Source organism: Streptomyces sp. NPDC001507 (genome assembly GCF_042894765.1).
Classification (GTDB): domain Bacteria; phylum Actinomycetota; class Actinomycetes; order Streptomycetales; family Streptomycetaceae; genus Streptomyces.
This window is the reverse complement of the sequence record NZ_JBIAVV010000012.1, coordinates 271,505-292,584: the sequence shown is the minus strand read 5'-3', so window position 1 is coordinate 292,584 and position 21,080 is coordinate 271,505. Positions and strand designations below refer to the sequence as shown.

General features: G+C 72.4%; 23 protein-coding genes. 11 read left to right on the top strand and 12 right to left on the bottom strand.

Features of this window, described 5'->3' with window-relative positions:
• Window positions 1-231 precede the first annotated feature (231 nt).
• The 7 genes from ACFY0K_RS35570 to ACFY0K_RS35540 form a co-directional block, all read right to left on the bottom strand.
• Window positions 232-1,584 (bottom strand): nucleobase:cation symporter-2 family protein, encoded by a 1,353-nt coding sequence (locus ACFY0K_RS35570; protein WP_390643290.1) that lies wholly within the window; start codon window positions 1,582-1,584, stop codon window positions 232-234.
• A 126-nt stretch (window positions 1,585-1,710) separates the two neighbouring features.
• Complete coding sequence (locus ACFY0K_RS35565; protein ID WP_390643289.1) at window positions 1,711-3,054, bottom strand: FAD-dependent oxidoreductase; 1,344 nt, start codon at window positions 3,052-3,054, stop codon at window positions 1,711-1,713.
• Between the two features lie 175 nt (window positions 3,055-3,229).
• Window positions 3,230-3,916: a TetR/AcrR family transcriptional regulator gene (locus ACFY0K_RS35560; RefSeq protein WP_390643288.1), complete on the bottom strand. Its 687-nt coding sequence runs from the start codon at window positions 3,914-3,916 to the stop codon at window positions 3,230-3,232.
• Between the two features lie 136 nt (window positions 3,917-4,052).
• The gene (locus ACFY0K_RS35555) at window positions 4,053-4,775 is read right to left on the bottom strand and encodes an HAD family hydrolase (protein ID WP_390643287.1); all 723 of its coding nucleotides are present in this window, start codon (window positions 4,773-4,775) and stop codon (window positions 4,053-4,055) included.
• Window positions 4,776-4,821: 46 nt separating this feature from the next.
• Complete coding sequence (locus tag ACFY0K_RS35550) at window positions 4,822-5,493, bottom strand: phosphatase PAP2 family protein (RefSeq protein WP_390643286.1); 672 nt, start codon at window positions 5,491-5,493, stop codon at window positions 4,822-4,824.
• 56 nt (window positions 5,494-5,549) lie between these two features.
• Window positions 5,550-6,485 carry a M56 family metallopeptidase gene (locus ACFY0K_RS35545; RefSeq protein ID WP_390643285.1) on the bottom strand — a complete coding sequence of 312 codons (936 nt, stop codon included), beginning with the start codon at window positions 6,483-6,485 and terminating at the stop codon, window positions 5,550-5,552.
• A gap of 95 nt (window positions 6,486-6,580) precedes the next feature.
• Window positions 6,581-7,123 carry a DUF5134 domain-containing protein gene (locus tag ACFY0K_RS35540; protein WP_390643284.1) on the bottom strand — a complete coding sequence of 181 codons (543 nt, stop codon included), beginning with the start codon at window positions 7,121-7,123 and terminating at the stop codon, window positions 6,581-6,583.
• A 165-nt stretch (window positions 7,124-7,288) separates the two neighbouring features.
• Between ACFY0K_RS35540 and ACFY0K_RS35535 the strand changes: the two genes are divergently transcribed.
• Window positions 7,289-8,959, top strand: coding sequence for an FUSC family protein (locus ACFY0K_RS35535; protein WP_390643283.1), 1,671 nt, complete (start codon window positions 7,289-7,291; stop codon window positions 8,957-8,959).
• The gene (locus ACFY0K_RS35530) at window positions 8,956-9,552 is read left to right on the top strand and encodes a MarR family winged helix-turn-helix transcriptional regulator (protein WP_390643282.1); all 597 of its coding nucleotides are present in this window, start codon (window positions 8,956-8,958) and stop codon (window positions 9,550-9,552) included. Before ACFY0K_RS35535 ends, ACFY0K_RS35530 begins: the two co-directional genes overlap by 4 nt.
• 60 nt (window positions 9,553-9,612) lie before the next feature.
• Here the strand turns inward: ACFY0K_RS35530 and ACFY0K_RS35525 are convergent, their stop codons facing one another.
• The gene (locus ACFY0K_RS35525) at window positions 9,613-10,005 is read right to left on the bottom strand and encodes a VOC family protein (protein WP_390643281.1); all 393 of its coding nucleotides are present in this window, start codon (window positions 10,003-10,005) and stop codon (window positions 9,613-9,615) included.
• A 124-nt stretch (window positions 10,006-10,129) separates the two neighbouring features.
• Here ACFY0K_RS35525 and ACFY0K_RS35520 point away from each other — a divergent pair, with 124 nt between their 5' ends.
• A complete protein-coding gene (locus ACFY0K_RS35520; protein WP_390643280.1) occupies window positions 10,130-10,669 on the top strand; it encodes a GNAT family N-acetyltransferase in 540 nt (179 codons plus the stop codon).
• Between the two features lie 15 nt (window positions 10,670-10,684).
• On the opposite strand, the gene ACFY0K_RS35515 is transcribed toward ACFY0K_RS35520, so the two are convergent.
• Window positions 10,685-11,368 carry a glycerophosphodiester phosphodiesterase gene (locus tag ACFY0K_RS35515; protein ID WP_390643279.1) on the bottom strand — a complete coding sequence of 228 codons (684 nt, stop codon included), beginning with the start codon at window positions 11,366-11,368 and terminating at the stop codon, window positions 10,685-10,687.
• 412 nt (window positions 11,369-11,780) lie between these two features.
• On the opposite strand from ACFY0K_RS35515, the gene ACFY0K_RS35510 reads away from it, so the two are divergent.
• From ACFY0K_RS35510 to ACFY0K_RS35495, 4 genes are all read left to right on the top strand, one after another.
• Entirely contained in the window at window positions 11,781-13,178 is a 1,398-nt protein-coding gene (locus ACFY0K_RS35510; RefSeq protein ID WP_390643278.1) for a DUF6421 family protein, read from the top strand.
• A gap of 41 nt (window positions 13,179-13,219) precedes the next feature.
• On the top strand, window positions 13,220-13,966 hold the full coding sequence (locus ACFY0K_RS35505; RefSeq protein WP_352363102.1) for an SDR family oxidoreductase: 747 nt from the start codon (window positions 13,220-13,222) through the stop codon (window positions 13,964-13,966).
• Complete coding sequence (locus tag ACFY0K_RS35500; RefSeq protein WP_351956138.1) at window positions 13,963-15,033, top strand: low specificity L-threonine aldolase; 1,071 nt, start codon at window positions 13,963-13,965, stop codon at window positions 15,031-15,033. Before ACFY0K_RS35505 ends, ACFY0K_RS35500 begins: the two co-directional genes overlap by 4 nt.
• A 167-nt stretch (window positions 15,034-15,200) precedes the next feature.
• Window positions 15,201-15,794: a transglutaminase domain-containing protein gene (locus ACFY0K_RS35495; RefSeq protein WP_390643277.1), complete on the top strand. Its 594-nt coding sequence runs from the start codon at window positions 15,201-15,203 to the stop codon at window positions 15,792-15,794.
• 60 nt (window positions 15,795-15,854) lie between these two features.
• On the opposite strand, the gene ACFY0K_RS35490 is transcribed toward ACFY0K_RS35495, so the two are convergent.
• From ACFY0K_RS35490 to ACFY0K_RS35480, 3 genes are all read right to left on the bottom strand, one after another.
• A complete protein-coding gene (locus ACFY0K_RS35490; RefSeq protein WP_390643276.1) occupies window positions 15,855-16,358 on the bottom strand; it encodes a hypothetical protein in 504 nt (167 codons plus the stop codon).
• Between the two features lie 96 nt (window positions 16,359-16,454).
• Window positions 16,455-17,183 carry a lysophospholipid acyltransferase family protein gene (locus ACFY0K_RS35485; protein ID WP_390643275.1) on the bottom strand — a complete coding sequence of 243 codons (729 nt, stop codon included), beginning with the start codon at window positions 17,181-17,183 and terminating at the stop codon, window positions 16,455-16,457.
• Window positions 17,184-17,371: 188 nt separating this feature from the next.
• Window positions 17,372-17,788 (bottom strand): DUF4395 domain-containing protein, encoded by a 417-nt coding sequence (locus ACFY0K_RS35480; RefSeq protein ID WP_390643274.1) that lies wholly within the window; start codon window positions 17,786-17,788, stop codon window positions 17,372-17,374.
• A 105-nt stretch (window positions 17,789-17,893) separates the two neighbouring features.
• Between ACFY0K_RS35480 and ACFY0K_RS35475 the strand changes: the two genes are divergently transcribed.
• The 4 genes from ACFY0K_RS35475 (at window position 17,894) to ACFY0K_RS35460 (ending at window position 21,070) form a co-directional block, all read left to right on the top strand.
• Window positions 17,894-18,307: a thioredoxin family protein gene (locus ACFY0K_RS35475; protein WP_351956432.1), complete on the top strand. Its 414-nt coding sequence runs from the start codon at window positions 17,894-17,896 to the stop codon at window positions 18,305-18,307.
• A gap of 208 nt (window positions 18,308-18,515) precedes the next feature.
• Window positions 18,516-19,025: a flavin reductase family protein gene (locus ACFY0K_RS35470; RefSeq protein ID WP_351956143.1), complete on the top strand. Its 510-nt coding sequence runs from the start codon at window positions 18,516-18,518 to the stop codon at window positions 19,023-19,025.
• Between the two features lie 241 nt (window positions 19,026-19,266).
• The gene (locus ACFY0K_RS35465; protein WP_093497572.1) at window positions 19,267-20,055 is read left to right on the top strand and encodes an electron transfer flavoprotein subunit beta/FixA family protein; all 789 of its coding nucleotides are present in this window, start codon (window positions 19,267-19,269) and stop codon (window positions 20,053-20,055) included.
• Between the two features lie 52 nt (window positions 20,056-20,107).
• Window positions 20,108-21,070 (top strand): electron transfer flavoprotein subunit alpha/FixB family protein, encoded by a 963-nt coding sequence (locus ACFY0K_RS35460; RefSeq protein ID WP_390643273.1) that lies wholly within the window; start codon window positions 20,108-20,110, stop codon window positions 21,068-21,070.
• The last annotated feature ends 10 nt before the right edge of the window (window positions 21,071-21,080 follow it).

Sequence of the window (21,080 nt, the reverse complement as noted above, 5' to 3'; positions counted from 1 at the left end):
GGCCCCCGGCCACCGGGGCGGGGGGGGGCGGGGGGGCGGCGCGGGGGGGTGGGGCGGGGGGGGGGGGGGGGGGGGGCCCCCCGCCGCGGGGGGGGGGGGGGGCCCCCCCCCGCCACGGCTCCCTTGCAGGTGATGGCCGAGCTCGCGTGGTGGGGGACTGGCTGCACCTCGACCCGGCCGGGTGCGGGGCGCCGGCGGCGGTGTCCGCGGAGCTGTTCCGGGGGCGGTGAGCTATGCGGACTCGGCTCCGGTGGGGACCGTCCCCGGAGCCGAATCCGCCCTCGACGGCAGGTGGTTGAAGAGCAGGTTCAGGACGATCGCCGTCAGGCAGCCCGCGCTGATGCCGCTGTTCATCACCGTCTGGAACCAGTCGGGGAACTTCGCGTAGACCGTCGGCACGCCCACCGGCAGCACGCCGACCGCCACCGAGACGGCGACCACCGTCAGGTTGTTGTTGCCGTGGAAGTCGACGGCCGCCAGCGTGCGCAGGCCGCTCGCCGCGACCGTGCCGAACATCACCAGGCCCGCGCCGCCCAGCACCGGAGCCGGAATCGCCGCGACCACCGCGCCCAGCTTGGGCAGCAGGCCGAGCAGCACCAGGATGCCGCCGGCCGCAGCGACCACCCAGCGGCTGCGCACCCGGGTCATCCCGACCAGGCCCACGTTCTGCGCGAACGCCGTGTACGGAAAGGTGTTGAAGACACCGCCGAGGACGGTCGAGAGGCCGTCGGCGCGCAGGCCGTCGGCCAGGGAGCGCGCCTCGACGCGCCGGCCGGTCAGCTCGCCGACCGCGAGCAGGTCACCGGTCGTCTCGGTCATCGTGACCAGGGCCACCACCAGCATGGACACGATCGCCGAAGCCCGGAACGTGGGCGCCCCGAAGTGGAACGGCGTGCTGATGCCGAGCCAGTAGGCGTCCCCGACCCCGCTGAAGTCCGTGAACCCGAAGGGCACCGCCACCGCCAGGCCCACCGCGATGCCGATCAGGACCGCGATCCGGGCGAGGTAGGCGGGCGCGAACCGCTGCACACCGAGCACCACCGCGAGCACGAAGGCCGCCAGCGCCAGGTTCTTCGGCTCCCCGAAGTCCTTCGCACCGGCGCCGCCCGCCGCCCAGTTGCCGGCCACCGGCAGCAGCGAGACCCCGATGATCAGGATCACCGTGCCGGTGACCAGGGGCGGGAAGAAGCGCAGCAGCCTGCCGAAGACGGGTGCCAGGAGCATGATCGCCAGGCCCGCGACGATCACCGAGCCGTAGATCGCGGGGAGTCCACCGCCCGTCGTGCCGATGAGGACCATCGGCGAGACCGCCGCGAACGTGCAGCCCTGCATGATCGGCAGCCGGACGCCGAAGCGCCAGAAGCCGACGCACTGGATGAGCGTGGCGATGCCGCACACCAGCAGGTCGGCGGTGATCAGGTACGCCAGGTCGGCGGGCGACAGCTTCATCGCGCCGCCCACGATCAGCGGGACGGCGACCGCGCCCGCGTACATCGCGAGCACGTGCTGGAGGCCGAACGCGGTCAACTGCCGTACGGGTGGGACCTCGTCGACGGGATGGACGGAGGCGCTGGTGGTGGCCATGGGGACTCCAGAGCGGGGACGACATCCGGACAGCACGAGACCGTAAGCGGTTTGAACAGTTTGTTGATTTCCGGTCTGTTGCCGATACGTGTCATGCCCACCTGGACGCGGGCGGATCCCGCTCCGCTACGACCCGGTCCGCGCCGCCGCCAGCAGGGAGTTCCAGTCGGCCAGCTTGACCACGCTCCGGCCGAGCCGGGCGCCGAGCGCCGCCTCGGCCCGCTCGATCGCCTGCCATCCCGTCCACGGGACCGGCTCGATGCCGGCCGAGCGGAGCGCGGCGACCGGATCCTCCGGCACCGCCTTGCGCAGCAGCGCCGGCGCGTCCTCCAGGAGGGAGGTCACCGTCTCCTTGGCGTCGGGCCGGTTGGTGCCGATGACACCGGTCGGGCCGCGCTTGATCCAGCCGGCCACGTAGTCGCCGGGCATGCCGAGGCAGCTGTCCAGGACCCGGCCCGCCTCGTGCGGCACGGTGCCGCTCTCCTCGTCGAACGGGAGCCCCTCCAGCGGCACCCCGCGGTAGCCGACCGACCGCAGCACCAGCTGCGCCTCGACCGTCTCGTACCGCCCGGTGCCGCGCACCCCGCCGCCGCCGTCCGGCTCGGTGCGCTCGAAGAGCACCGCGCCCACCCGGCCGCCGTCCTCGAGCAGTTCCACCGGGCGCAGGAAGAAGCGCAGCCGGATGCTGCGGTCCGCGCCCCGGGCGCCGGCCTCGGCCCAGCCGCGCAGCACCTCCACGTTGCGGCGCTGGGCCGCGGGCAGCGCGGACGGGTCGGCGCAGGCCGGATCGAGCGCCAGGTCGTCCGGCTCCACCCGGACTCCGGTCTCCGGCAGCCCGGCCAGCTCGCGCAGCTCCTTCGTGGTGAACCGCGCCTGCGAGGGCCCCCGCCGGCCCACCACGTGGACCTCTCTTATCCGGCTCGCCGCCAGTGCCGTCAGGGCCGCCTGCGGCATGTCGGTCGGGCTCAGCTCCGCCATGCCCCGGACCAGCATCCGTGCCACGTCCACCGCGACGTTGCCCACCCCGATGACCACCGCCGACCGGGCGTCGCGCACGAACCCGGCGTCGACGGCGTCCGGATGCGCGCTGTACCAGGACACGAACTCGGTCGCCGACCAGCTGCCCGGCAGTTCCTCGCCGGGGATCCCGAGCCGCCGGTCGGTCGCGGCGCCCACGCAGTACACCACCGCGTGGTACAGCTCCCGCAGCCGCTCCACGGGCAGCCCGCCCGCGCCCCCGACCCGCACGCCGCCGAGGAACCGCACCCGCTCGTGCTCCAGCACGGTGCGCAGGTTCCCCTGCAGCGACTTGATCTTCTCGTGGTCCGGGGCGACGCCGTACCGCACCAGGCCGTACGGGCACGGCAGCCGGTCCAGGACGTCCACGCACACCGTGGGGTCGAGCTGGACGAGGTTCTGGGCGGTGTAGCACCCGCTCGGCCCGGAGCCGACGACGGCGACACGCAACACGGGAGACTCCTTGCCCGAGGGGCTGGTGGTTCCAGCATCCCACCGGCCCGGCCGCCTGGGCAGGAGCCGCTGGGGTGACGTGAATGCGTGTCAGCATGCCCGGAGTGTGATCATGTGAGCGCGTTGTGTAGTCGCGAGAGGTGTGCTCTGCGGAATCCCCGAAGCCGGAGGCCGCCTAGCCGGCTTCGGGTCCGGGCTCCGCGCCGGGCTCGGACCGGTCCTCGGTGGCGAAGAACCGGGACAGGTCCCGCCGTTCGGCCGCGGTCGCGGACTCCCGGGGCAGGCCCAGCTCCCGGTCGAGCCCGTAGCGCTCGAACAGCTCCGCCCGCAGTGCCGGGATCGGCATCGGCACACCAGGCACCAGCGCCGCGTACACCGCGCCCATCAGCATGGCGCGCAGCATGGGGTAGTCGGCCTCGACGTGGTGCGAGCCGTAACGGGCGACGGTGTCGCCCAGCAGCTCCGCCAGCCGCCGCTGCTCGGGGCACTGCACGAAGCCCTCGGCCTGGAGCAGGCCCGCCATGTGCTGGCGCATCAGCACCGGACGGTCCTGCGCGAGCCCCAGGATCGCGTCGATGGCCCGGGCCAGCCGCTCCCGCCCGTCCTCGGTGCGCGGCTCGTGCTCCAGCGCCTCCTCCAGCGTGCGGTGCATCAGCCGGTGCACGGCGGACTGGACCAGCTGGCGCTTGCCGGGGAAGTAGTACGACACCAGTCCGCGCGCCGACCCCGCCCGGTCCGCGATGGCGCCCAGCGTGGTCGCCTCGAAACCGTGCTCGTCGACCAGCTCCACCGCGGCCTGCAGCAACCGCTCACGCGAACGCCTGCGCAATTCTTCATTGACCGAGCGGCTGCGGGGGGACATCCTGGAACTCCTGCGTTGACTGGCTGCCAGCCAACTATAATCGACGCAGTGGGCACCGCCCTGTGCGGGGCCTGTTCAGGGCTGCCGTCCGTCCGGGGCGACACGGGGGAGCGTCTCGGGCGGACGGCGCGACAGGTCAGGCCTGGGTGGGCGTGACCTGTCGGCGGGCCGCGCCCACCAGGTCCAGGACCGCGAGCAGCGCGTCCGGGCGTTCGGCCACCGGCAGGTGATCCACGAAGTGCACGCGGCAGCCGAGCGCCGCCGCCCCGCCGTCGGCCGGCCTGCTGTCCCCGACCATCAGCGTCTCCTCCGCCTCGGCGCCGAGCGCCTCCAGCGCGACCGTGAAGAGCCGGGGGTCCGGCTTCTGGACGCCGTGTTCGTACGACAGGACGTAGGTGTCCACGTAGGCGTCGAGCCCGTGCTCGCGGAAGACCGGGCGCAGGTCCCAGCCGATGTTGCTGACCACGCCGACCCCGACGCCGTGCTCGCGCAGCGTGCCGAGGACCCGCGCCGCGTCCGGGTACGGGGACCAGGCCCGCGGGTCCATGTGCCGCTCGTACAGGGCGTCGTGCAGGGCAGGGTCGGGCAGCGCCACCCGGCGGGACAGGCCGGTGTAGGCGGCCCGGTGCAGTTCCGCGCTCTCGTCGCGCACCGCCCACACGTCGGACAGTTCCGCGGGCAGCTCGGCCGGGAAGGCCCCGCCGGGCTGTGCCCCGGCCGTCTCGAGCGCCCGCGCCGTCTCGGTCAACTCGGCCTCGGTGAGCGGTACTTCTGCCTCGGCGAGCACCGCCCGCAGCCAGGATTCGGTGGACTCGATACGGAAGAGGGTCCCGGAGAAGTCGAAGAGCACGGCAGTCATGTGCCGGACTCTACCGACGGCCGGCGGGGCACGGGCCGCGGAGGGGCTACCGGCGGGGGCGTCCCCGGCCGTCGCGCTCCCACTCGTACGCCAGCACCGCCAGCGCCACCACCAGGGCGCCGAGCAGCCAGCCGCCGAGCACGTCCGAGGGCCAGTGGACGCCGAGCCACACCCGGGTCAGGCCGACGCCCACGACCGAGAGCCCGGCCGCGGCGAGGGCCGTGCGCCGTATCGCGCGACCGGCGCCGCAGCGGTGCAGCAGCCACAGCAGCAGGCCGCAGACCACCGTCGCCGTCATGGCGTGCCCGGACGGGAAGGCCGGGTAACGGGCGGAGTCGACCGGATCCGGCCACACCGGACGCGGGCGGCCCACGGCGGCCTTCAGGGACTGCTGGGCGACCGTGCCGAACGCACAGGTCAGGGTCAGCCACAGCGCGGTCCGCCACGCCGAGTGCCGCCACATGAGCCACCCCGCGACCGCGGCGCACAGCAGGCGCATGGTCAGCGGGTCCCAGACCCGGTCCGCCAGGATCCGCAGCACCTGTGTGGTGCCGTGGTCGGCCACGGCCCAGCGGTGGGCGGTCTCGGCGACGCCCTCGTCCACCGCGACCAGGGGAGGCCACTCGCCGGCGACGAGGGCGAGCAGCAGCGCCGACGACAGGGCGAGGACGGCGGTCGTGAGAAGGAGAGCCGGGCGGTCGCCGCGTGGGGGGAACATGACGTGATCTTTGCCGAATCATTGCCCGTGGGGCAATTCCCCTGACGGGTACGGCCCTACCCGAGGGCGCGCAGGCTCGGTACGAGCGCCACCAGTACCGGGACGACCGGGACCAGGGCGGCCGTCGCGGTCAGCCGCAGCCGGTGCCGGGCCGGGAGGCGGTCCGGGGCGGTGAGCAACCGGTCGACCCGCTGCGGGACATGGGCGTGCGGGGTCGGCCCGGGGCCGAACACCCCCCGGTCCTCGTTGAGTTCGACCAGGGCGAGCGCGGTGGTGAGGCGGCCGTGGCGCCGCGAGGCCACGTCGTCGGCGGCCAGTTCGACCAGCCGGTGCATCTCGTCCCGGAACGCGGCGAACACCGGGATCTGCGGGAACCCGCCCGCCAGCGCGGCCGAACAGTGCAGCAGCCAGTCGTGCCGGGCCTGTGCGTGGCCCTGCTCGTGGGCGAGGACCGCGTCCAGCTGACGCCCCTTCAGCCGACGCAACGCGGCCGTGGTCACGACGAGTCGGGGTGCCGCTCCGGGCAGCCACCAGGCGTCCGGGCGCTCCCCCTCGAGAACGACGAGCCGGCCGCCGGCCGGTTCCTCGCCGGGCAACAGCGGTGACCTGAGCAGCAGTTCGGCCTGCTGCCGGTGGCGTCTGGTCCTGGTCCGGGCGATCTCCCGTACCAGCATCGCCCCGCTCCACAGCCCGGCGCAGGCGAGGGCCACCGCGGTCACCGCCGCCCACGGGCCGGTCGTGCCGAGCGCGTAGGCGTCCACCACCCCGCTCGGGGCGGTCGCGAACACGTGTCCGCGCACCGCCTGCCAGGCCGCCGCCGCGCTCAGTGTCATCGACAGCGCGCAGCACAGCAGGACGGCCGCCACCACGCACTGCCACACCCACAGCGCGACCACCGGCTCCTGGTCCGTCCAGTCGGCCCGGGCGAGCAGCCGGGGGCCGGCCACGGCGGCCAGGGCGCCGAGCAGCAGCAGTGCCACGGGGACCATCATGGCCAGCACCCTATGAGCGGGGGACCGCCCACGGGTACAGGCCAATACGCCAAAGTGACGCAGGCAACGTCTGCGCCGCGCGTGCCGTCACGTCCTCACAGTGCAAGCAGCATCGCCACCATGCCGATCCCCATCGACAGCCGGCACGCCCGCGCCAACTCCGGCCGGTCGCCCCATCGGAGGGCCCCCGTCCCGGCGGCCGCCGCGACCGGGACGAGCCGCGCACCGGACAGCAGCACGTAGCCGGTGAAGTAGAGCAGCAGCAACCCGGTCACCAGCGGGACTCCGGCACCGCCGTGATGGTGGGCGCCGGGGGCGGCCGCCATCGCCACCGCCATGTAGACCATCGCCGCCGCTCCGACCAGATGGTGCAGATGGTGCGAGCTGCTGCGGGCGCTCCACAGGGCGCGCAGCGCGGCCGCGCCGAACACCGCCGCATACGCCGGCCAGGCCCACACCGGCGGCGTGAACACCGTCGCGGGCACGGCCATGACGGCCATGCCGAACCCCATCAGCGCCTCGCCGCCCGCGGCGCGCCGCTGTTCCAGGACACTGCTGCGCATCCGCAGCAGGCAGTAGGCCCCGGTCGCCGCACACAGCGCGACCAGCAGCCAGCCGGGCGAAGCCGGTCCGTGCACGGCGCACCTCCCCGCTCGACGTCACGTCGTTGAATGCGATGCCCCGGCCGTACGGCGCGCACGCGAGCGCAAGGGTGTACACGGGGAGCATTCGCCGGAGCACAGCCGGTGACCAGGGGTGTTCGAGAATGTTTTACGAGTAAAACACATGCTAAATTGATGGGTATGAGCACCGCGCCCCCTACGACCACCCGCCGTCTCCCCCTCGCCGGTGCGCTGCGCCTCGGCCGGCCCTCCGACATCTGGTTCAAGCCCGCCTGCAGCGTGGTCGCCGCGGTCGCCCCGCCCAACCTGGCGCTGCTGGCCCTCGGCCGCCTCGACCTGGCGATGTACACGATGGCCGGATCGCTGTGCGCCCTCTACGGCCACAACCGCCCCTACCCCGCCCGCGCCCGCACCCTGGCGTGGGTGATCCTCGGCATGGTCGGCGGCCTCGCCGTCGCCCTGACCGCCGCCTCGCTCACCACCGACGCCGTCGTCCTGGTCACCGTCGGCGCGCTCATGGCCGCGGTGCAGAAGGTCCTCTGCGACGCCACCCGCGTCGGCCCGCCCGGGAACGTGGTCCTCACCTTCATCAGCTCCGCCTCCCTGTTCGCCCCGCAGACCCTCGGCCAGGTCCCCGGCCACGTCGGACTCGCCCTCGCGGCGGGCGCCTGGGCCTGGCTGGTCGGCATGGCCCCGGGGCTGCTGCGCCCGCACGGCCCCGAGCGCCGGGCCACCGCCCAGGCCCTGAACGCCACCGCCGCCTACGCCGACACCCGCCGCACAGGCACCGGCACCGGCGACGGCCCCGACCGGGCCCGGGCCGCCGCGGCCGGCGCCGTGCAGGCCGCCTGGCAGTCCCTGCTGGCCACCGGCGCCCGCACCGACCGCACCCGGCGCGCCCTCGAACACCTCGTCGTCCGCGCCGAGGTCGCCCTCGCCGCCCCGGCCGACGCCGACCCGGCGCTGCTGCGCGGCTGGGCCCGCGCCCTCGGCGGCACCGGACGCGTCCCACGCGTCGCCGGCGCCGACGACGACCTGCTCGGCATCGACGCCGAACTCTCCGCCCCGAGGCGCCCGTTGTGGCGCCGGCTCGGCCCGCTCGCCCCCTTCGCCGTCCGCACCGCGCTCGGCTGCGCCCTGGCCGGCTACGCCTCCCTCGCCCTGGGTGTCGGCCGCCCCTACTGGGCGCTGGTCACCGCCGCCTCCCTCTACCAGGCCAACGTCACCCTCACCTGGAGCCGGGGCGTCCAGCGCGTCGTCGGCAACCTCCTCGGTGTCCTCGTCTTCGCCGCCGTCGTACCGCTCGCCCACCTCCACCCGGCGGCCCTGGTGCTGTGCTGCCTCGCCTTCAACTTCGGCGCCGAGGCGCTGATCGGCCGCAACTACTGGCTCGGCAGCGTCTGCGTCACCCCGATGGCCCTGCTGGTCACCGAGTTCGCCCGCACCCAGGACGCGGGACAGCTGATCACCGAGCGGGTCGTGGACACCCTGGTCGGCGCGCTCGTCGGCTTCGCAACCGCCGTCGTCGTCACCAACCGCCGGGCCGGCGACCGCATCGGGGACGCCCTGACCGCCGTCGAACAGGCCCGCGAACAGGCCGCCCGGCTGCTCGCCGGGCCGCAGCCGGCCCCGCGCGCACTGGAGGCCGCCCGGCGCGCCCTGTCCGCGGCCCTGGCCGACCTGCGCGCCGCCGCCGACGCCGCGTCCGGGGAGTGGTGGCAGCGCGTGCTGCCCCAGGAGCGGGTCGTGCTCGCCGAGCAGTCCGGACACCGTACGCTCGCCGCGACGGTACGACGCCAGGGAACGCACTCCTGGGACGGCGCGAGGACAACGGAGGACCTACGGCCATGACGGCGACCAGCGGACGACCGGCGGCCGGGAGCGACGCGGACGGGGCCGCGGGAGGCCGTGTGGGAGGCGGTGCGGGCGGTGGCGCCGGCCGGGACGACACGGTCGCGGCCGTGGTCCGGCAGTGGCGGAGCGTCCATCCCGCGCTGGACACGGGTCCCATGGAGGTCATCGGCCGGATCAACCGCTGCGCGGCCCTCCTCCAGCAGGCCGAGGACGCCCCGCTGCGCCGGGCCGGCCTCAGCCGTCCCGAGTTCGACCTGCTCGGCGCGCTGCGCCGCACCGGTCACGAGCTGACCCCGAGCGAACTCGCCAAGGAGACCTTCTCCTCCGGCGCCGCCGTCACCAAACGCCTCAAGCAGCTCACCGAGCGCGGCCTGGTCGAGCGGCGCGGCGACGCCCGTGACCGCAGGGTCGCCCACCTCCGCCTCACCGACGCGGGCCGCGACCTCGTCGACGGCATCCTGCCCGAGCAGCTCGCCTACGAGACGGCCGTGCTGTCCGTCCTCGCCCCCGAGGGTCAGGGCGAACTGGCGGGGCTCCTTGCGGAGTTGCTGGGCCGACTGGAGGGCAGGACGGGCGTGCTGCGGGTCTGATCCAGCCACGACGGCGCCGCAGACGTCCTGCGACACGGCGCGGCACCGCCGTCTGGCCGCTCAGATCTCCGGCCGGTACCGCAGCGGGTGGTCGGCCGGTACCTCCACCAGCACGATCCGGGTCCCGTCCGGATCGGCGATCCACATCTCGACCAGGCCCCACGGCTCCTTCACGGGCGGGCGCACGATCGCGACGCCCCTCGCCACCAGCTCCTCGTGCGCCGCCGCGGCGTCCGCGACCTGCAGCCACAGCTGCACGGCCGGCGAGGGCGGCGTGTCCGACCGGCCGGAGACCTCCAGGAACCCGCCGCCGAGGAAGTACACCGTGCCGCGCTCCGGGCCCTCGCCGAACTCGCGGTAGACGGCGAGCCCGAGCCGCTCACCGTAGAAGGCGCGGGACCGCTCGGGGTCGGTGGGGTGGATCAGCGTACGGCTGCTCAGTACATGCACCATGCGACCGGAGCGTAGTGGCAGGCCAGGGCGGGAGCTGGGTGGCACGGGTGCCGGGAAGGGGAGCAAGGGGGCGGGGATAGGCTCGGGGCCGGCTCAGTAGCGCTGGAGAACGGAGAACCCGCCCATGGAGAACGTCGCCGCCGGACCGACCTTCCGCGACGCCACCGACGCCGACGTGGACGTCCTGGTCGCGTTGATCGAGTCGGCCTACCGGGGCGACGCCAGCCGGGCCGGCTGGACCACCGAGGCGGACATCCTGGAGGGGCAGCGCACCGACCCGGAGGGCGTCCTCGAAGTGATCAAGGCGCCGGACGGCAAGCTGCTCGTCGTCGAGCGGGACGGCGGGGTCGTCGCCTGCTGCCAGCTCGAACACCGTGGTGACCACGCCTACTTCGGCATGTTCGCGGTGAGCCCCGCCCTCCAGGGCGCCGGTCTGGGCAAGGCCGTCATCGCCGAGGCGGAGCGCCAGGCGCGCGAGGACTGGGGCGTGACCGAGATGCACATGACGGTGATCTCGGTGCGCGAGGACCTCATCGCCTGGTACGAGCGGCGCGGCTACCGCCGTACGGGAAAGACGACCCCGTTCCCGTACGGCGAGGAGCGCTTCGGCATTCCGCAGCGCGCCGACCTCGAGTTCGAGCTGCTGGTCAAGCAGCTGGTGTGAGGCGCGGGCCGCTGGTCAGGCCGTGAAGCGGGCAGTGCGCTTGATCTCCGGGTAGTCGGTCGTCGCACCGTCCAGCTGGAGCGCGCGCACCAGCCGCAGATCGTCCTGGGTGTTCACGACCCAGCCGATGACCCGCAGGTCCGCCTTGCGGGCGTGCTCGACGACCTCCAGGGTCAGCCTGCGGATGTTCAGGCACACGGTGGCCGCGCCCGCCTCCTGGGCCCGCTCCACGACATCGGTGCCGTAGCGGCTGGCGATCAGCGCGGTGCGCACCCCCGGCACCAGCCGGGCGATCTCGGCGACCGCCTCGTCGTGGAACGAGGACACCTCCACCCGGGACACCAGGTCCCGCCGCTGCATGACCTCGGCCAGCGCCCTGGCCGCGGCCACGTCCTTGATCTCGGCCTGCAGCGGCGTCCGCACCGCGTCCAGGACCTCCTCGAACACCGGTACCCGCTCGCCCCGGCCCGCGTCCAGCCCGCGCAGCTCCTCCAGGGTCTTCTCGGCGATCGGTCCGGTGCCGTCGGTCGTGCGGTCCACCTCCGCGTCGTGCATGACGACCAGGGCGCCGTCCTTGCTGAGGTGAAGATCGAGTTCGATCAGGTCGAGGCCGGCCTGCTGGGCGGCGACGAAGGAACGGAGGGTGTTCTCGGGCTCGACGCCCATGACTCCGCGGTGACCGATGGTAAGGAAGTTCAAGATTCAACTCGCTTCCGTCGACGGCGGCGGTGGGGCAGGCGTGCGGACCGTACGACGGACGTCGCTGTCCACGCGGCTGGGCGCAGCCTAATGGCCGCCCGTCGCGATGAACCCGTACGTACACGGGGGGATTGGTGTGCCGGGCGCGCGGCACCTGGCCCGTGCCCCGGTCGGCGGTCACCCGGTGGTGGGCGCGTCCCCTCGCCCATTGACCGGCCGGATCCGTGCGGTCCGCCGGAGCTGACGCCTCGTCACCGGTCGTAGTGAATGTGAGCGCCTTCACGGTTTCACGCAGGAAAAAGCGCGGTGAAGAAGGGGTGCCGCAGGATAATTTCCTGAGGGCCCCCTTGCTGGGAGAAACCCCGTACGCATACGGTGTCCCCACGGAAGCTTCTCCCGTGGAGGATGGGTCATGACGGAAATTCTTGTGCAGGTGGGTTCGGAGGGACAGGTCTCTCCCGTGACCAGGGTGGTCGAGCACCCGGCGTGGCCCGTGCTCAAGGATGCCGTGGAGCGGATCCGGCCATGGCAGTCGAAGGACGGATCGATCGACTTCGAGGCCGAGGGCGCGCCCGCACGGGCCGACGCCGAGGCGGCCGTGCGGCGTGTCGTCGAGGCCGTGGAGGAGCTGTCCCCGCTGCTCCCGCACGACGCCGACTACCACCACGCGCTGGTGACGGACCTGCGGCGCTGGGCCGTCGGCGGCTTCCAGGTGCCCGACTTCCTCGACTCGCTGCTCGCCTTCCAGCCCGCCGCGGGCCGCGCGGACGGCCTCCAGCACCTGGTCGTCTTCCCGATGTACACGCAGAACGGCAACCCGGACCGCAACCTGGAGGCGGTCGTGCTCCGGATGGTCTGGCCGGACTGGCTGGCTGAGCTGGAGCGCACCCGGTACGACAACCCGCTCTTCTGCGGCATCAAGTTCGAGGACTTCACGGCCGGCTACGACACCAACTCCGCCGTCCTCTTCCCCGAGACCATCGCCGTGCGCGAGGCGCCGGAACGATTCTCCTGGGGGGGCATCTTCTGTGACCGCGAGGCCGCCCGCTTCCGCCGGGTCACCGACGCCGCCGTCGGCATCCTGGGTCTCGAACTCCCCGAGGACATCGCCGCGATGGTCCACGACCAGAAGCGCTGCGAGGAGGCCTTCGTCCTGTGGGACATGGTCCACGACCGCACCCACAGCCACGGCGACCTGCCGTTCGACCCGTTCATGATCAAGCAGCGCCAGCCGTTCTGGATGTACGGCCTGGAGGAGCTGCGCTGCGACCTCACCGCCTTCAAGGAGGCCGTGAAGCTGGCGGCCGACGGCGTCCCGCAGGCCCGTGACGTGCAGTACGCGGTGCTCTTCGACCGTATGTTCCGCTTCCCGGTCACCGGCGACCGGGTCCGCAACTACGACGGGCTCGGCGGCCAGCTGCTCTTCGCCTACCTGCACAAGCACGACGTGGTCCGCTGGACCGACAACAAGCTCGCCATCGACTGGGAGCGCGCCCCGCAGGTCACCAACCAGCTGTGCGCCGAGATCGAGAAGCTGTACAAGGACGGCATCGACCGCCCGAAGCTCGTCCACTGGTTCGCCGGGTACGAGCTGGTCGCCACCTACCTCGCGCCGCACCCGGGCTCCAGGTGGGCCAAGGGACCGGACGCCCTGGACCTGACCCTTCCGCCGCGCAAGCTCGTGGACGACGTGCTTCCCGACGAGTTTCCGCTGAGCATGTTCTACGAGGCCCTGTCCAAGAAGCTGAAGAATGTGATCGCCGAGACCAAGGGCATCACCGCGGACAGCGCCGAGCCGGTCGCCGCGTGAGCGACGGGCTGCGGAACACGGCTCAAGAGGGGAACGACATGGTGGGCAACGGGGCTCTCAGAGGTGCGGTGATCGCGGTGGCCGGCGCGGGCGGACCCGCGGGGCGCGCGACGCTGATGCGGCTGGCCGAGGCCGGCGCGACCGTCGTCGGGGCGGACAACGACCCGCAGCGTCTGTCGGAGGCGGTGGACGCGGCCCGCTATGCCTCCGGCGGCGCGACCGTCACCGGTGACACGGTGGATCTGCTCGACCTCCAGTCCACCCGGGACTGGGCCACCCACATCGAGAAGGACTTCGGGCGCGTCGACGGTCTCGTGCACCTGGTGGGCGGCTGGCGGGGCAGCGAGACCTTCACCAAGACCAGCCTGGACGACTGGGACTTTTTGGAGCTGCTGCTCGTCAAGACCGTGCAGCACACCTCCCTCGCCTTCCACGAGGCGCTGCAGCGCAGCGAGCGCGGCCGGTACGTCCTGATCAGCGCCGCCGCCGCGAGCAGGCCCACCGCGGGCAACGCCGCGTACGCCGCGGGCAAGGCCGCCGCCGAGGCGTGGACGCTCGCGCTGGCCGACTACTTCCGCAAGGCCGGGGGGCCCGGGGGCCCGACCTCCGCCGCTGCCATCCTGGTGGTGAAGGCGTTGGTGCACGACGCGATGCGCGCCGAGCGTCCCAACGCGAAGTTCGCGGGCTTCACGGACGTCAAGGACCTCGCCGAGGCCATCGAGGGCGTCTGGAGCAAGTCCGCCGCCGAAGTGAACGGAAACCGTCTGTGGCTGACCGAGAAGCCGTGAACCCTCCGAAGACCGACGCGCGTCGCCACCACGACCCGCAGGTCCGCGGTTTCGCCAGTGACAACTACGCCGGAGCCCACCCCGAGGTGCTGGCCGCCCTGGCCCTCGCCAACGGCGGCCACCAGGTGGCCTACGGCGAGGACGAGTACACGGAGAACCTCCAGCGGATCGTCCGCAGCCACTTCGGGGCGACCGCGGAGGCCTTCCCGGTCTTCAACGGCACCGGCGCCAACGTCGTCGCGCTCCAGGCGGTCACCGACCGCTGGGGCGCGGTGATCTGCGCCGAGAGCGCGCACATCAACGTCGACGAAGGCGGCGCCCCCGAGCGCATGGGCGGGCTCAAGCTGCTCACCGTGCCCACCCCCGACGGCAAGCTCACCCCGGACCTCATCGACCGGCAGGCGTACGGCTGGGACGACGAGCACCGCGCCATGCCCCAGGTGGTGTCCATCACCCAGAGCACCGAGCTGGGCACCCTCTACACGCCCGACGAGATCCGCGCGATCTGCGAGCACGCCCACGCGCACGGCATGAAGGTCCATCTGGACGGCTCCCGGATAGCCAACGCGGCGGCCTCCCTGGACGTCCCGATGCGCACGTTCACCAACGCCGTCGGCGTGGACATCCTCTCGCTGGGCGGCACCAAGAACGGCGCGATCTTCGGCGAGGCGGTCGTGGTGATCAACCAGGACGCCGTCAGCCACATGAAGCACCTGCGCAAGCTGTCCATGCAGCTTGCCTCCAAGATGCGCTTCGTGTCGGTCCAGCTGGAGGCCCTGCTCGCCAAGGACCTGTGGCTGCGCAACGCCCGGCACGCCAACGAGATGGCCCAGCGGCTCGCCGAGGGCGTCCGGGCCGTGCACGGCGTGGAGATCCTCCACCCGGTGCAGGCCAACGGCGTCTTCGCCCGCCTCCCGCACGACGTGAGCCTGCGCCTGCAGAAGCGCTTCCGGTTCTACTTCTGGGACGAGGCGGCCGGGGACGTGCGCTGGATGTGCGCCTTCGACACGACCGAGGAGGACGTGGACGCGTTCGTGGCGGCGCTCAAGGAGGAGATGGCGCGCTGAGGGCTCCGCCGGGGTGCCGTGGTCTTTCGGCTGCGGCGCCGTGGTGGCTGGTCGCGCACTTCCCCGCGCCCCTGAAGGGGCACTGCACAGCCCCTCTATTGCATAGATATGCGGTTGAGCGAAAATTCATTGACGCCTGGGTGATCGCATTCCTATGCTCTGCGGGCATGGAGCTGATCCAGAACGCCGCTGACCTGTCTGCCTACTTGGCTGCTGACGAGGTCATCGACCATCGCCATCCGCTGGTCCTGGAGACGGCCGCTCGGCTGGCTGCGGGAGTCGACGACTCGTATGGCTATGCACGGGCCGCGTACGAGTTCGTGCGCGATGCCATCCCGCACTCCCAGGACTCCGGCGATCTGCGCGTGACCTGGCGGGCCTCGGACGTGCTGGAGCGACGTACCGGCATCTGTCATGCCAAGGCCCATGCCCTGGCCGCACTGCTGCGCGCCGAGGACATCCCCACGGCCCTGTGCTACCAGCGCCTCACGCACGACGACGCCGGTGGTCACGTCGTGCACGGCCTGGTCGCCGTCCGCTTCCACGGCGCCTGGCACCGGCAGGACCCGCGCGGCAACAAGCCGGGGCTGGACGCGCAGTTCTCCCTCGCCGGCGAACGGCTGGCCTGGGACCCCGACCCGCAGTCCGATGAGATGGACTATCCACTCCTGTATGCCGAACCTCATCCGGCTGTGCTCGGCGCCCTCCAGGCGGCACCGGACCGCCCGTACCTCTGGAAGACGCTCCCCGACGCCCTTTAGGCGGGCGTCGGTCGCGGCGTGCCCGCCGGTGGCCCCGCCGGCCGCGCGAGGCCCGCTCCCTCACATCACGCCCATGCCTCGCTTGGCCAGCCGTTTGAAGGCGCGGGAGAACTCGTTGACCAGATCGCCGAGCTCCCTGTGCAGGAGGCGTACGGCCGAGTGGGCGGCGGGATCCAGGGTGGCCGCACTGCGCGCTTGGTGCGAGCGGATCGCGCCGTCGACGCGGTGCGCCTTGCTCCGGACGATCCCCGGCATCTCGTAGAGCGTGAGCGGATTGGACGCCATCGAGCACCACTTCGGGGCCGAGCGAGGCAGGGTGGGTGCGATCCGCGTCCATTGGTTGGCGGGGGTGAGCCCGTCGAGGGTGGGCATCAGCTGGATCCTGGCCTCGATGAACGGTGCGGTGAAGGCGAGGAGTTCGGATTGCAGAGGGTCGAGCTGCGGCACGGTCGCGGCCTTGATGCCACTCATCGACGTGTACCTGGCCCCGAGCGCTGTGGCCCCTGCGCCCACCACCACACCACCCAGGCCGATCCAGGCCACCGGCACGTCGGACTGGGCCACAGGCTCCCCCCAGGCACACCGGACACGCAGCCACCTTTCATGATGGCAGGTGCATGAAGCTCAGGGAAGCCGCAGGCGGGCCCCCGTGGCCCGCCCTCAGACCGCCTCGGCGGCCTTCAGCTGGTCCAGCGTCGGAGCCGTGCCGCCCAGGTGGGCCGGGAGCCACCAGGTGTCGGAAGCGTCCTTCGGGCGGGCGGGGTAGGCGCGCTGGGCGGCGTCGAGGAGCTCCTGGACGCGCTCGCGCAGCCGGCGGGTGATGGCGCCCGCGTACTGGTCCCGGGGCGCGTCGACCGGCTCGCCGACCCGGATGGTGATGGGCAGGTGGTTCCGCTTGAAGTTGCGCGCCTGGCCCTTGGTCCAGATGCGCTGGGTGCCCCACAGGGCCATCGGCACGAGCGGGACGCCGGCCTCCTGCGCGAGACGCGCGGCACCCGACTTGAAGCTCTTCAGCGTGAAGGACTGGGAGATCGTGGCCTCCGGGAAGACCCCCACGATCTCACCGGACTTCAGCGAGTCCAGCGCGTGCTGGTAGGCGGCCTCACCCTGCTTGCGGTCCACCGGGATGTGCTTCATCCCGCGCATCAGCGGGCCGGAGATCCGGTGCCGGAACACCGACTCCTTCGCCATGAACCGCACCAGGCGCTTCTGCGGCAGCGCGGCCAGGCCGTCGAAGACGAAGTCCAGATAGCTGATGTGATTGCTCACCAGCACGGCGCCGCCCGAGCGCGGGATGTTCTCCGAACCCTGGCAGTCGATCTTGAGGTCCCAGACCTTGAACAGCGTCTTGGCGAAACCGATGACGGGACGGTAGACCAGCTCTGCCATGGGCGGGGCGGACCCTTTCTGCTCTGCCTGGGAAAGGGGCTCCCGGCGGGAAGTTACGGAGCCGTAGGTTTACGGCGTCTCGCAGATCGTGCCCGAAGAACGGACGGGTAGCCAGCCCTGGTGCCCGGGCGTGGCGAGATCCTCGTCACGTTGGGTCCCTTGATCCACCTCGCGCTTTTAACGCGCCTTTACTCCGGGCGGGCCGTCAACCGCCGCATGAGCAGGAACATCTCGCACCCCAGGCAGTACCCGAACGCCGCATTGAGGAAGGCCGCGGCGAGCGCGAGGCCGGTCGCCGCGAGGCCCAACCATGCGGGGCCCAGCGCGAATCCGGTCAGGCCGAGCCCTGCGAAGACCAGTCCTACCGCCTGTGCGAACCGCGGGGGCTCCGGCGGCTCGAACTCGGTCGGGGCGCCGAGACGCGGTCGTACGAGTGTCCGGAACGCCCAGCCGTAAGGTGATTTGGCCACCCCGCCGGCCGCGCCGAGCGCGAACGCCAGCGTCTGCCAGGCGAGGATCCAGGGGTTTCGGGTGATGAGTGCGGCGGCCAGTACGGCCGTCGTCACGGCCGCCGCGAACCGCGGCCCACGTGCGTCGATGTCCATGAACCAAGGATTCCGCCCCGCGGGCCGGCAGGGGAGTCGGGAATCTTTGCAGTCTTGTGAACGCTTTTCCCTTCGGTGAGCCGTCTCGTGGATCCTTGTCCGGTGATGACCGGACTGGTGGTGTGCGTGGCGGTGCTCGCGGCGGCGAGCGTCTACGGAGTGCTGCACAGGCGGCGGAGCGGGAGGGTACGGGTGCGCGGGCGCGACGACGGCAAGCGGCTCGGGGCGGCCGAACTCGGCGGCGAGCTGGGCGAACGGGCCACGCTGGTGCAGTTCTCCAGTGCCTTCTGCGCACCCTGCCGGGCCACCCGGCGGGTGCTGGGCGAGGTCGCCGGGATGGTCCCCGGCGTCACCCACGTCGAGATCGACGCCGAGGCCCGCCTGGACCTCGTGCGCGAGCTGGAGATCCTCAAGACCCCCACCGTGCTGGTGCTCGACGCGGCCGGCCGGGTGGTGCGCCGGGCCACCGGACAGCCCCGCAAGGCGGACGTCATCGCGGCGCTGGGCGAGGCGGTCTGACGGCGATGACGATGACGGTGAGGCACCTCCCATATCGCGGAACGTACTTGACTGGGCGCACCACCTATCGTCAGCCTGACCGTATGCCTCAGGAACTCCTTCTCTTCGGACGGGTCCACGTGGACCTGGCCCGCACGGCGAGCGCGCGCTGTCCGGGCTGCTGAGCAGCCCCGGACCCGACGACCGCCTCCCGAAGAAGGACAACTCCATGACGGCCACGCCCGACCTCGGCGCCCCTCGGCTCGCCTCTCCCGACCTGCTCCGCTCCGCCTTCAGGCGGCACGCGGCCGGTGTGGCGGTGATCACCGCGCGTGGCGCCCACGGCCCGGTCGGCTTCACCGCCACCTCCCTCACCTCCGTCTCCGCCGAGCCCCCGATGCTCTCCTTCGGTGTCGGCACGGGCGCCTCCAGCTGGCCTGCGATATCCACCGCCGAGCACATCGGCGTGCACATCCTCGGCGAGCACCAGGCGGAGCTCGCCGCCACCTTCGCGCGCAGCGGCGCCGACCGGTTCGGGGCGCCCACCAGCTGGCGCGACGGCCACGAGGGCGTCCCGGTCCTCGACGACGTGCTGGTGTGGCTGGTGTGCCGGGTCGTGGCGCGGGTGCCGGCCGGTGACCACCGGATCGTGCTCGCCGAGGTGCTCGTCGGCGATCCCTCCCGCGCCGGCCGGCCGCTCCTGTACCACCAGGGCGCCTTCAACGGGCTGCGGGACTGATCACACACCCCTGGTTCCGCGGTTCACACGCCCCTCGTTCTGCGAACGCGTCGAGTTCCGGTTACGCTGCGTTGCGAAGGTCACAGTTCAAAGCGCTTGCTTAGCGGGAACGAACTGGGTGTACTGGTGAGTAATATTTCGTTCGGAGCGCGCGGCCGCCCCGACCGGGATGAGCCGCTTGAGGCGCCTATGCTGCCTGCAAGAGGCAGCCCAGAAGAGACGATGCAGTAGGAGAGCCGGCGTGAGCCTGAGGATCGTTGTCACTGTGAAGTACGTGCCCGACGCCACTGGCGACCGGCACTTCGCCGATGACCTGACCGTCGACCGTGACGACGTGGACGGTCTCCTCTCCGAACTGGACGAGTACGCGGTCGAGCAGGCGCTGCAGATCGCGGAGAACTCGGACGACGACGTCGAGGTCACCGTGCTGACCGTGGGTCCCGAGGACGCCAAGGACGCGCTGCGCAAGGCGCTGTCCATGGGCGCGGACAAGGCGATCCACGTCGAGGACGACGACCTGCACGGCACCGACGCCATCGGCACCTCGCTGGTGCTGGCCAAGGCGATCGAGAAGGCCGGCTTCGACCTGGTGGTCTCCGGCATGGCCTCCACCGACGGCACCGCCGGCATCGTGCCGGCCCTGCTCGCCGAGCGCCTCGGCGTCCCGCAGGTCACCCTGCTCTCCGAGGTCTCGGTCGAGGACGGCACGGTCAAGGGCCGCCGCGACGGCGACGCCGCGAGCGAGCAGCTGGAGGCCTCCCTGCCGGCGGTCGTGTCCGTCACCGACCAGTCGGGTGAGGCGCGTTACCCGTCCTTCAAGGGCATCATGGCCGCCAAGAAGAAGCCGGTTCAGTCCTGGGACCTGTCCGACCTCGACCTCGAGGCGGAGGAGGTCGGCCTGGAGGGTGCCTGGACCGCGGTCCAGGACGCCACCGCGCGTCCGGCCCGCACCGCGGGCACGATCGTCAAGGACGAGGGCGAGGGCGGCAAGCAGCTCGCCGAGTTCCTCGCGGGCCAGAAGTTCATCTGAGCCCCGCACTCGCCGACCGCCCCTCAACTGATCCAAGCAGGAGAGCATTCCCATGGCTGAAGTCCTCGTCTACGTCGACCACGTGGACGGTGCCGTCCGCAAGCCCACCCTGGAGCTGCTGACCCTGGCCCGCCGCATCGGCGAGCCCGTCGCCGTCGCGCTGGGCAACGGCGCCGCCGACACCGCCGCCGCGCTGGCCGAGCACGGCGCGGTGAAGGTCCTCACCCACGACGCGTCCGAGTACGCCGACTACCTGGTCGTCCCGAAGGTCGACGCCCTGCAGGCCGCCGTCGAGGCCGTCTCCCCGGCCGCCGTCCTCGTCCCCTCCTCCGCGGAGGGCAAGGAGATCGCCGCCCGCCTCGCGCTGCGCATCGGCTCCGGCATCATCACCGACGCCGTCGACCTGGAGGCCGGCGACGAGGGCCCGGTGGCCACCCAGTCGGTGTTCGCCGCGTCCTTCACCACCAAGTCCCGCGTCTCCAAGGGCACCCCGGTCATCACGGTCAAGCCCAACAGCGCCGCCGTCGAGGCCGCCCCGGCCGCAGGCAGCGTCGAGGCCCTCGCGGTGACCTTCTCGGACAAGGCGACCGGCACCAAGGTGACCGGCCGTACCCCGCGCGAGTCGACCGGGCGTCCGGAGCTGACCGAGGCCGCGATCGTGGTCTCCGGCGGCCGCGGCGTCAACGGTGCCGAGAACTTCGCGATCATCGAGGCGCTCGCCGACTCCCTCGGCGCGGCCGTCGGCGCCTCGCGTGCCGCCGTCGACGCCGGCTGGTACCCGCACACCAACCAGGTCGGCCAGACCGGCAAGTCCGTCTCCCCGCAGCTGTACATCGCCAACGGCATCTCCGGCGCGATCCAGCACCGCGCGGGCATGCAGACCTCGAAGACCATCGTGGCCGTCAACAAGGACGCCGAGGCCCCGATCTTCGAGCTGGTCGACTTCGGCGTGGTCGGCGACCTCTTCGACGTCGTCCCGCAGCTGACCGAGGAGGTCAAGGCCCGCAAGGGCTGATCACCGCCGC